Raw genomic sequence first — 1,976 nt, 5'->3', positions numbered from 1 at the left:
CCCGACAACATTGAGGACGACCAATTGGTCTTTCGCGCCGTGAAAACACGCAAACAGCAACACGTCGACCTGAACCAATACTCTCGAGCTATTTTGGCGAAATACCCCAGCGGCCTACCCAAGCTCTCTCAGCAGAAGTTCAACGATTATGTAAAAGAGCTTGGGCAGCAATGCGGTATCGACAAACCAACGCTGGTGGTGCGCTACCGGGGCAGTAAACGCGTGGAAGAACGAGTGCCTAAGTACAGCCTTCTTTCTTCCCACACTGGCAGACATACATTCGTCACCCAAAGCTTGGAGCGAGGGATGAGTTTGGAGGTGATTCAGAAATTCACCGGCCACAAAGACATCAAGTCTTTGATGGGGTACGCGAAAGTAGCTGACGTACGCAGGAAGAGCGAGATGCAAGGAGCCTGGGGTTAAGTGCAAAGTTGGCAACACCTAACCACAGTTGGCTAGCTCATAATGAGCGTGAAAGTAATACAAAAATTTAACGGTCACACCTGCGATGCCCTACACCAAAGTTGCCAAAACCCAAAACAAAATACAGATTAACAAAGAATGGAGATAATCACAGAAATTTCGGAATAATTGCAGACAAGATGCGATTATGAGTATAAAAATTTATACTCCACTGCAACCCTTATTACGTTACTACCATCAAAGAAAGGAATAAGACCTATACCGACTATTGCTGTTAAACCAAATCATCACAGATTAATTCTCCATTAATAAAGTTAAAAAACAGAACTCCTCTGGTTTTATGCTCTCCTTCGTGTTCAACATAACTATTATACACCCGACCCTCACCATATTCTGAAAAAATCGATAATGTAAATGAAACTTTTCTCTTATCTCTACTATTAAAAAAATCCACAGACACTTTATGCCTACCCAATGGAATTTCATTCCAATTTACATTTTCCTGCGGATTGCTAACAATATCATTACCAGCATTCTTATCAACATCTAATTCGCCAATGACACATCCATATTCAACAACTTTATTTTTAAAATTTATTATCTCACCATTAGGCAATGATATATGTATATCCAAGTCATCAGTAGTTTCCCAAGACAAGTTTACCCTTAGTTTGCCTTTTTCTCCTTTTAACCCATCTTTTTTTAACAACAACAATCTGGAAATATCATTACTAATTTCTGTTTTTTCGTTTTGATCTATGACATCATTTAATCGCAATTGTTTTTTTACAATAACTTCTTCAAAAAGGCGGACATACCTTTCCTCTACGGTTTCACCAACCTTGCTAAGATCAGGCGCTATTGGTGCTATTCTGGCTTTCTTTAGAAAGCGGATCAGATCTTGCAGGTCGACATATATATAATATAATACTACTGCACCACCAATAGAAATTGTTCCGTAAGTGATTCTTCTCTTAATATTGCAAGGATATACTGCTTTGCTTTGCTCGTAGCTTGCCAAGTCACGGTCAAAGGTCATAACATATCTTGGCTTAAACCTTACTGTATTATCACTATCCTTTTCAATTTTAGAAAATATTTCTTTGTACAGATACTCATTTACAAAACTGTTAAATATTATATTTTCCTCATAATCTATTTCAGTAACAATTTTATCAACATCAAGCTCGTCAAATTTATCAACCCCACCCAACTCAAGAAAGAAGGCAGATGCGATTGGCTCAATAAAATTCTCGTTCACATGTTTCCTAATATGTGGCGCGAGGGTTACCATTGGATTGAATGAACTTATAACAGCAGCAGAAGATGTGTATTTGATCATATATACTTTTACTTTATGTAATAAGCCTGTAGAATTTGAAAGTTAATCTTTTCTACATGTACCCCAGAAGCAGCAAAATAAGGATTGCGGATCGATACAGATATTTGAAACGCATCTGCATCTTTGGAATAAAAAGGAATCCAGAATTCACTACTAGTTATAGAATTTTCCAGATTGTTCTGAACAGACCATTCATACACAAGCTGTTTAT

3 protein-coding genes are annotated in these 1,976 nt (G+C 37.8%); 1 reads left to right on the top strand and 2 read right to left on the bottom strand.

Annotated features, from left to right (window positions below; all coding sequences use genetic code 11):
• Positions 1 to 423 (top strand): tyrosine-type recombinase/integrase (locus LJ737_RS26780; protein ID WP_227769851.1); only part of this gene is annotated, 423 nt, incomplete at its 5' end.
• 274 nt (positions 424 to 697) lie between these two features.
• On the opposite strand, the gene LJ737_RS26775 is transcribed toward LJ737_RS26780, so the two are convergent.
• Positions 698 to 1,684, bottom strand: coding sequence for a DUF2135 domain-containing protein (locus LJ737_RS26775; RefSeq protein ID WP_227769850.1), 987 nt, complete (start codon positions 1,682 to 1,684; stop codon positions 698 to 700).
• Positions 1,685 to 1,773: 89 nt separating this feature from the next.
• The coding region (locus tag LJ737_RS26770; protein ID WP_227769849.1) for a hypothetical protein at positions 1,774 to 1,976 on the bottom strand (203 nt) is incomplete at its 5' end.

This window comes from Hymenobacter sp. 15J16-1T3B (genome assembly GCF_020711235.1).
GTDB lineage: Bacteria > Bacteroidota > Bacteroidia > Cytophagales > Hymenobacteraceae > Solirubrum.
Note: the sequence above shows the minus strand (reverse complement) of the source record. Positions and strands in the feature narration are given on the sequence as shown.